At 36.9% G+C, this 9709-nt stretch carries 5 protein-coding genes; 4 read left to right on the top strand and 1 reads right to left on the bottom strand.

Features of this window, described 5'->3' with window-relative positions; all coding sequences use genetic code 11:
- The coding region (locus ACP6PL_RS00120; protein ID WP_426541282.1) for a CHAT domain-containing protein at positions 1-2742 on the top strand (2742 nt) is incomplete at its 5' end.
- A 959-nt stretch (positions 2743-3701) separates the two neighbouring features.
- Positions 3702-4430 carry a hypothetical protein gene (locus ACP6PL_RS00115; protein ID WP_426541280.1) on the top strand — a complete coding sequence of 243 codons (729 nt, stop codon included), beginning with the start codon at positions 3702-3704 and terminating at the stop codon, positions 4428-4430.
- Positions 4431-4615: 185 nt separating this feature from the next.
- Here the strand turns inward: ACP6PL_RS00115 and ACP6PL_RS00110 are convergent, their stop codons facing one another.
- A complete protein-coding gene (locus ACP6PL_RS00110; protein ID WP_426541278.1) occupies positions 4616-5110 on the bottom strand; it encodes an organic hydroperoxide resistance protein in 495 nt (164 codons plus the stop codon).
- 1120 nt (positions 5111-6230) lie between these two features.
- Here ACP6PL_RS00110 and ACP6PL_RS00105 point away from each other — a divergent pair.
- Entirely contained in the window at positions 6231-6374 is a 144-nt protein-coding gene (locus ACP6PL_RS00105; protein ID WP_426541276.1) for a hypothetical protein, read from the top strand.
- Positions 6375-7556: 1182 nt separating this feature from the next.
- Positions 7557-9266, top strand: a complete 1710-nt coding sequence (locus ACP6PL_RS00100) for an alpha/beta hydrolase (protein WP_426541274.1) — start codon at positions 7557-7559, stop codon at positions 9264-9266.
- Positions 9267-9709 lie beyond the last annotated feature (443 nt).

Genomic DNA, 9709 nt, shown 5'->3' with positions numbered 1-9709 from the left:
TTTTTTAATCAAGCTTTACCTATATTTCAAGAGGTTGGCGATTATAGTTGGCAAGCTCATACTCTCGATTATATTGGCATTGTTTATAGTAACTTAGGAGAAAACAAAAAAGCAGTTTCATTCTACAACCAAGCTTTACGTCTCAGACGGCAAGTGGGCGATCGCCGTGGAGAAGCTATCAATCTCTATTATATTGGCAGTATTTACACAGACTTAGAAGAAAATCAAAAAGCTCTCTTCTTTTTTAATCAAGCTTTACCTATATTTCAAGAGGTTGGCGATTATAGTTGGCAAGCTCATACTCTCGATTATATTGGCATTGTTTATAGTAATTTAGGAGACAAGGAAAAAGCACTTTCATTCTATAACCAAGCTTTATCTATATTTCAGGACATAGACGATCCAGGAGGAAAAGCTGGCACTTTTAATGGGATTGGTCTTGTCTACAGAGATTTAGGAGAAAAAGAAAAAGCTCTATCATTGTTTAAGCAAGCTTTACCTATATTTCAGCAAGTGGGCAACGGTGATGGGGAAACTGATGCTCTGAATAATATTGGCCTTGTCTACAGTGATTTAGGAGAAAACAAAAAAGCACTTTCATTCTACAACCAAGCTTTATCTCTAGATCAGAAGTTGGGTTATAGACATAACGAAGCTGTCGCTATCCTTAATATTGGCCGTGTCTACAAGAACTTAGGAGAAAAGCAAAAAGCTCTCTCGCTTTTTAACCAAGCTTTAACTATATTTCAGCAAATGGGGTATCGCTCTTGGCAAGCTACCACTCTGAATAATATTAGTCATATCTACAGTGATTTAGGAGAAAAGGAAAAAGCTCTATCATTGTTTAAGCAAGCTTTATCTCTGGATCGGGAGTTAGGCGATCGCCATGGAGAAAGTGCGACTCTCCATAATATTGGCCTTATCTACAGTGATTTAGGAGAAAAGGAAAAAGCACTCTCATTTTACAACCAGGCTTTATCTTTATCTCAAAAGGTTGGTAATCGTGATAGACAAGCAGGAATTTTATATAATATAGCCATCCTCAAACTTGATCGAGGTAACCTCCGCGAAAGCCTAACTTTTATAGAAAAATCCCTGGAAATAGTCGAAGACCTTCGCAGCAAATTTAATAGTCCCGAACTCCGCATATCCTACTTTGCCATAGTTCAAGATTACTACCAATTCTACATCCACCTATTAATGGAACTCCATCAACAAAATCCCAACCAAGACTATGACTCCAAAGCCTTCCATGCCAGCGAACGCAGTCGCGCCCGTACCCTTCTCGAACTCCTCAACGAAGCCAGTGTTGATATCCGCCAAGGAATAGATCCCCAACTTGCCACAGCAGAAAGAAAACTCCAACAACAACTCAACACCATCGAAACCAAACGTATCAAACTCCTCAGTGGAGAATACACACCCGAACAAAAAGTCAATATCGAACAAACAAGAGACGAACTGATAGATAAATACGAACAGTTACGCAACAAAATTCGTACCACCAGCCCCAATTATGCAGCCCTAACTCAACCTCAACCCCTTACCCTCAAGCAAGTTAAACAACAGGTACTTGATGACGACACCTTACTCCTACAATATTCCCTAGGTGAAGAAAGCAGCTATTTGTGGGCAATAACCAAAGACAGGATCGACAGTTATCAACTTCCTCCCCAAGCAGAAATCAAAACTGCTGCTACAGAGTTGATGGTTAGAATGACAGGTCACAAGATACGCGATGACATAAAAACATTTGATAGTGCTGCTGATGCTCTGACAGAAATTATTCTTCAACCTGTTGCTAATAAATTAAATAAAAAACGTCTATTAATAGTTCCCGATAGCTTTTTACAATACATCCCCTTTTCAGTTTTATCAATACCAAATACTTCTCAAGAAAGTGATGGTTATCAGCCTTTAATACTCAACCACCAAATAGTCAATTTGCCTTCTGCCACTACTATTGCGAATATCCGCAATGCCACAAAATCCAGGAAACTTGCCCCGAAAAAAGTTGCTATTATTGCCGACCCAGTATTTAGCCCTGAAGATGCCAGAGTTAGAGGTAAAACTACTACAATATCTACGTCAGAAAACCGCAGTCGTGCTTTTCCTCTAGAGGCACAAAAATTAGATAGAGCAGCCAGAGATGTTGGTATTAATTGGAGTAGACTCCCCGGTACCCGCAAAGAAGCACAAGCAGTTATGGCTCTAATACCTAAGTCGGAACGCACCCAAGTTTTTGATTTCCAAGCTGACCGAGAAATAGCTACCACTCATGAATTAGACCAATATCAGATTGTGCATTTTGCAACTCATGGTTTTGCTAATGGTAAGCAACCAGAGTTATCAGGTATTGTGATGTCATTGGTGGATAAAAATGGTAACTGGCAAAACGGTTTCCTCCGACTGAATGATATTTTCAACCTGAACTTGCCAGCAGAACTAGTAGTATTGAGTGCGTGTAAAACAGCATGGGGAAAGGATATTAAAGGAGAAGGTTTGGTAGGGTTGACAAGAGGATTCATGTATGCAGGAGCAAAACGAGTAATTGGTTCTTTGTGGTATGTGGATGATGAAGCAACGGCAGAGCTGATGTCGGAGTTTTATCAGGGAATGTTAGAGGAGGGTGTGTCACCTGTGGAGGCATTGAGACAGGCGCAGTTAGAGATTATGGAGCAGCAGGGATGGCAACATCCTTATTATTGGGGGGCGTTTACCTTGCAGGGGGAATGGGAGTAGGAAAGAGTTGTCTTTAACATCCTGGCCTAAAGAAAGGGGCGGAGATTCCTACCAAGCCTTAGCTGCTCAGTGGGTTGACGTTTTGCTTACGCAAAAATGTCGCGCAGCGAAACACAGGCTGCCACTACTTTGGTAGCAGTCTCGCGCTTGCCTCCACACCCGTTTTGAGTTTCCGAGTGGCCCCCGGCAACTAATATCAAATCCGGTAGCATCGATGTAATTAGATTAAAGAGTGTGGTCCGGGTGAGGAGAGTGGGGGGTGTGGGGAGATGAGGATATCTAGAAAGATTTAGCAGAGGACTATTATACTTGTCCCAATTTTGATGCTTTGAAGATGGCAGAGGATTTAGCTAGGGAACAAAAGTCAGGTATCTGGGCTAATAAATAAGAGAAGTTTATCCAGTTTTGTGAATATTTGATGAAGATAAAATTTATTATCTCTGGAAATATACTATAAATTTTGCTTATGAATATAACGTATTTCCGTTGTTTCACGTTTTTTACTGACTTAGATCAAATCCTCTGCTTAAATGCCACGAATCTGAATAATCATAATAGTTTTATTTTCTGATAATCAATTGATTTTTTATTAATAAACAAAGAGTATAAATGGGGACGGATATTACATACTAATTAATATTTTTTAATATTATTTTATGATAAAAAATATCTCCCAAAAAGGGTAGATATATAAAATATGAAATCCTCAAAGTATGTTCTAAACTGAATTGTGTTATTTTAAAAAATCCTCTATTTATAATATTTACCACTATAAAAATTATGTTTTAGAAGTATTTAAAAAATCAATATAGTTACAAATTGTAACTATATAAATATTCAGTAAAGATACTAATTTCTTATTTACTTGTTTTATTTTTAATAATAATATATTGACAACCAAATTGAATAAGTAACAATTTTATTATTCAATTAACAGCTAAAGGAGTAAATTAAGATATATGAACAAAGTTCAAAGGTTTTTATTTAATTCAAGTTTATACACTTTAACAATTTGTACGTCATTTTTTTCTTATCAAAATCCTTCATTGTCAGCTACATTAACAGGTGCTAGTTCAACTCTTAATTCTGTGGGAATTGTTAATGATTTTGATAATATCAGTCTAATAATAGAAAGTGTTTTAAAAATTTGGGATATTATTGAACCTGAAGGGAGACCCTTAAGAGCAAGTGATTTTTCAACAATTAAATCAGCTAGATTATTAGTTGCATGTGTTAACGGTAATTGTAAACATCAACAAGAGCAAAGTAATGAAAAGATATCTATTGCTAAAAGAACGATTACTAAAACAGGTGATGTTAAATCAAAAGCTTCAGTTAGTGGTGCTTTGACTCAAACATTTTTGAATAATCCTGCATGTGCTGGAGATGCTTTTAGGCCAGGAATTGCAGCTATCATGTGCGAAATTGAAGCAGATGCAGTTGGTAGACCTGGAGAAATCTTTGTAAAAGATGTAACTGCATCTGCTTTTGGTCTTGTCTATGATGGTGAAGATGGAATACTTTTTATGAGTGGTGTTGAAGATATCGATCAGGTTTATAGGTCAGTACCTGAAGTCTCCTCAATCTTTAGCTTTCTTGCTTTTGGCACACTAGGAGCAGCATCAACCCTCAAGCGCAAACTGAAGCCCTCCAAACCCGCAGATAAAAAGCTAGAAAAAGCCTCGTAAACTAATTTGTGGTAAAAATAATGCAAAAAATCGGTTACATTTTCCCGGAGAGATGTAACCGTTTTTTTGAGGCTTCATTTTAAATGCTTGAATATTTTCTGATTCTTCTAGGAAAATCCCCTTCTCTTGAATGCCTTCCCCAATAGCCTAAAACAGTATCAGGAGTAGAAATTTGCATTTTACCGCTAAACTACCGCCACTTTCACGTCAATATTACCAGAAATCGCTTTTGAGTACGGACAGAGTTGATGGGCTTGAGCAACTACCTGCTCCGATGTTTCACGCTCTGAGTTTGGCATTTCCACTTTTAACTCAGTAGCAAGCTTATATCCACCATCTGCTGGATCTCTGCCAAGAGTGACCGCACACGTCACCGTTGCTTGAGACGCATCGACCCGCATCTTTCTGGCAACCAAAGCCAGTGCCCCATGAAAACAGGCGGCGTATCCAGCAGCAAACAGTTGTTCTGGATTGGTTCCTTGCCCCCGACCACCAAGCTCTTGAGGCATTGCCAGCTCTAAGGCTAATAATCCATCCTCACTTTCCGCATGACCTGACATCCGGGCGTGTTCTTCTTGCCCCGGTGTTACAGTGACCACAGCCGTATACAAAGACTTCATTTCAGCCCCTTCGTATGGCTGTTCTAATTGCTGCATCAGTTTCTCTGTATCAGGGTTCATAATTCCTCGCTTTTCCCAACAATGCTTCAAGTAGCATAATACTACGAGTCGGGGCAAAATTCGTGTAAAATCATGCCACATCTCCTGAAAGCTTTGTTATAAGTCAGTTTCAGATTTTGTATTTTCTGATTACTTTTATATCTGCAGTCATCAAAATAGCAGAAGTCCCTCAACAAAAAATCTAAGACTTAATTTCTAGAGGATGAGTCCCCGAACCCTGACGGGTTCCATGAAAATATACTATTTTTCGAGCTTGCTGCTGGAGTATGAATATTTCTTTAAGATTTTGTTTTCATCTATAAATTCAGCTTGAAATGTTTAGGCCGAATGTAGTGAGTATTTTTACTGAATCAAATCTGCTATGTATTACTATAAGTTACAAAATGATTACTTTTGCCAACAGTTTCAGAGAATCTGTAATTTAGTGCTGACTCACCTGTAATATTTTCCCACAGGGGGATTCAGCTATCGAAGCTGGTAGAACTTTGCATCGACAAAAAAAAGCCCCTATAAACTTAGGGGCAACGTAATGAAACACACACAAACACATACAATAAATAAAAATAGAAGCTTATTAATACTTTTCTTTAGGTACTCCTTAATTGCTAAATCTCTATGTTTTTATCATCTCCTAAATTTTGGTGAAGTGCGATAATGTGCATAAGTTATCACAAAATTGCTTGTAGCTATGGTTGGACGTGCATTTTCTTGCACAACGGGAAACTATCTAATTATCCGAACATAATATAAGGTAACAATTGCTAATTTGTCTACCGATATCTAAAAAAAATAAGTCTATTGAATGCTGGTTTATGTGTGCCAAATTTAATTCTGGTACTTTTATAGAAGCCTAAGCGTATCTTGGCAAAGTTGCGAGTTTTTGGCTCAGGAGTCAGGAGTCAGGAGATTAAGAAATAAAATAGGGAAAAAAGGTATAATCTAGGCCCCCATCTCCCCACCCTCCCTACACTTCCCACACTCCCCAACCCCGATCATGTATAAAGAAATAGATCCGTTTAGGGGTTCTATCGCGTGATAAATACGGAAACAAAATTTTGAGTTGGAAGAATTAATTAGGAAAGACAATACACCACTAAAACAAATAAAGAAAGAGAAAAACATGAATATTAAAGCTATTGCCCTGGCATCTGTTATTGGTTTATCTACTCCTGCGATCGCAGATATTATCTTGAATTATCATAGTGCCTCTGCAATGCCTATCGATTTTGTCCGTCCAACAGGTGCTTTTATGGATAAGAGCTAAAATTGGGTTGTTTAGCTGAAATTAGATGAGTTCGGAAATTATACCTATGAAGAATCTGGAAAAACTGGCGCTTCTCTAACTTTGAAAAATGCCTCAATTACAGAGAATACTTATACCTTTAGAAACCGAAGTCACAAATATATTATTGCTCACCGCCCTAAAGATCCGTCAATTATCCGCTTGACTGTTGTCAACCCACAAAGACATATAATATTAAACCGCCTGATGGAAAAGGTTGTTCAAGAATTGAGAATTGAGAATTAAGAATTGAGAATTACCTCTCCTTGAAAAGAAGAGGATTGACGAACAGGAGATTTTTTATTTATTATCCCCTTAAAAGGGGAGGCTTTAAAGCACAATATTTCGGTAATGATTGGGATCTCTAAAAACAAAGGAGTGATATTTTTAGCTCCAACTCATAAACCCAAGAGTGTCCTCAAGCGATCGCTTCCAACAAACAAGCCCGAAAAATTCCCACCTACAGGTTTTTCAGCCTCAGCGTATATTTTTGTTACAAAACTTTATACCACTGCACCTGGTAACACGAATCTTCGATCTACGCTAACGGGTCATTAGTTATAAAAAAGTCTTTGTTTATAGTTTTACTTTACCCCTGGAAATATGTCTTTGGGGCTAGAACAAAACTACTAGCCTCATATAAGTTCTTGACCAATTATTAATATATCTAGTAATAAATACTGCTTCATAAAACTGATATAAAACATCACAATTAGTAATATTTTTTAGTAACATTTTAATGTTTACTTCCTGCTTTTAACCCAAACTTTTGGCAGCAAGACCTCCACAGCCATAACAGTCAAGCCAACCAGATCTCTACTTTTTCAGTTTCACTTTATGACAAGTAATAGTACAACTTTAGGGAAAAAAATCAGTATCAAGCACTGCAAAACATCAATTAACACTCTGTCATACTGAATTATAGTATCTCTAAAGGCATTGTAGTTTCTGAAAAAAATTAAGAGAAAAAAGTCAACATTTTTTTCTGAAAACTTAAATCTATCTCAATTATTTATATACAATTATCCCCCCGATGAAACAGTAATTTATCAGGGGATATTGCAGCTATTTATCTAGCAGTAACAACTATGGGGTTAGCATCTTTCTTGAAAGACACAAAAGAAGGATGAAAAGTTATTTATTAATTATGAGGAGTAATTAACCGTGGAAAAAGCATTTCAAGGTCAAAAAACAAACAACTTTACAAGTAATCCTTATGGTTTGAGCCGTTGGTTAAAATCTCTAGCCCTAGGCATAATTCCTGCTATTTTAACTACTTTACCAGTGAATGCAGCCAAGCAAATTTCTGTAGGTCACGAAGGTCTAAATACTTTTATTTCTGTATCAGCATTAGAAACTTATGCTAAAAATGGAGAAATTAACTATGAGCTAGCTAGCTATATGCTACTTTTAGAAGCTGAAGACGAACAGGAATATCGAGAATTATTGCAAACTCGCTATAATTTTCCGCCTCAAATAGTTTCTCAATTTCTCCACTCACCTATGGGAAAATTATTCCTCAAAAGTTTAGGGGAAGTTATTAAAACTCAATTAATTTCTGATGATTTATCATCTGTTGAAAATGGTGCGGAAGCAATTAAAACAGCCTTGTTAAAATCTGTCAATGATTCTGAAGGCTTAACTATGATAAATTTTCTTCGTCATTTTCCTAGTGATGTTATGTGGCTAGAAGCCAAGAAAATTTTGGCTGTAACTGAAAAAGTTTCTACAGTACAAGAACAGACAAAAGCTTTTGTTGAAACAGTAGCAAATCTAACATTAAAAGAAGCCGATCGAGAAAATAAAGTAGATTATTCTCAATTACCAGATATTAGAAAAAAAGGACAATATAGCTTTTCCCAACAAGAAATTATTCTTGAAGATACTGTACGAAATCGTAAATTTTCATCCAAATTTTATTTCCCAAATACCTCTTCAAAAGAAGCACAAATTCCTGTAGTAGTTATTTCTCATGGTTTAGGCTCCAATGGGGTAAACTTTGAGAGTTTAGCTGAACATTTAGCCTCTTATGGATTTGCAGTTGCCCTACCTCAACATCGAGGCAGTAATTATGAATATATTCAGAAATTTTTAGCAGGTAAAACTCAAGATATGTTCCAGGGGAATGAATTTATCGATCGCCCTTTGGATATTTCTTTCCTATTAAATGAATTAGAGCAGTTAAATAAATATCAATTCCACGGTCAGTTAAACTTAGAAAAAGTTGGTATGTTTGGTCATTCTTTTGGAGCTTCTACGGCTTTTGCTTTAGCAGGTGCCGAGATTAACTTTAATCAACTCAAACAAGACTGTGGCCCAGAAATGGAAGTTTTGAATATGTCGCTGTTGCTACAGTGTCGTGCTTTGGAATTGAAGCCACAAAAATATAACTTCAAAGATGATAGAATTGCAGCAATATTTGTACTTGACCCAGTGAATAGTAGTTTATTTGGAAAAGCTGGCATGGGTCAGGTTAAATTACCTGTTTTGTGGGGGAGTGGAAGTGAAGATAAAATTACTCCCATAGTTTTAGAACAAGTAAACTCTTTTACTTCGTTGACAACTCCTGATAAGTATTTGGTCTTAACAGAAGGAACAGATCACATTAATATTAATTTGGGTGCAGTGCACAAAAATGCTTTTACTTCTCTAGAAGATTTGATTAAACCAGATCCAGAAGTAGTAGTTGGTTATGCTAATGCTTTTGGTTTAGCATTTTTCCAAACCCACATTGCCGATCGCTCTGAATATCGTCCTTATTTGCAAGCATCCTATGCTCAGACCATCAGCGAACAGCCTTTTAATCTTAGTTTGGTGAGGTCTTTGTCAGAAACTCAGTTAAACAAAGTATCGAAACAAGCAAGAACAAACTAATTAGATTATATCTGGAGTAGGGGCGGGTTGTAATTCAAATTAATGGTATCAAAATTTAACTCCCCCGGCGGGAAGTCCCGCGCTTTCCCGTAGGGGAGCGTGGGGAGTATGTCAATTCTAAAGAACCCGCCCCCATGATAATAATATAAAGCACAAAATTAACTGTGTCAGTCCAGTAGGGTGTGGGCAATAATTATTAACCATACCCGTTTGGTATAACTTGTTATATTTAGGACTTACGCAAATAAACCAAATTGCTAGGAAAAATCTGGCGTTGGTAATTGGTAAGATTATTTTATACTAGTTGTCACACCTATAACTTACTCTGGTTAGATATTTAGAGGTATTAGAAACAGATTACTCTTAGAGTTCTATACTCTTGATTTACCAACGCCAAAAGTCCTATGTTTGAACAATAGATATCTACGAAAAAAACCTGCTTT

Origin of the sequence: Dapis purpurea BLCC-M126, from assembly GCF_050015975.1 — a bacterium.
Lineage (GTDB): Bacteria > Cyanobacteriota > Cyanobacteriia > Cyanobacteriales > Microcoleaceae > Trichodesmium.
Note: the sequence above shows the minus strand (reverse complement) of the source record. Positions and strands in the feature narration are given on the sequence as shown.

Coding starts and splice junctions, on each gene's coding strand:
- ACP6PL_RS00110 (WP_426541278.1), bottom strand. CDS start 5,110: ATGAACCCTGATACAGAGAAACTGATGCAGCAATTAGAACAGCCATAC.
- ACP6PL_RS00105 (WP_426541276.1), top strand. CDS start 6,231: ATGAATATTAAAGCTATTGCCCTGGCATCTGTTATTGGTTTATCTACT.
- ACP6PL_RS00115 (WP_426541280.1), top strand. CDS start 3,702: ATGAACAAAGTTCAAAGGTTTTTATTTAATTCAAGTTTATACACTTTA.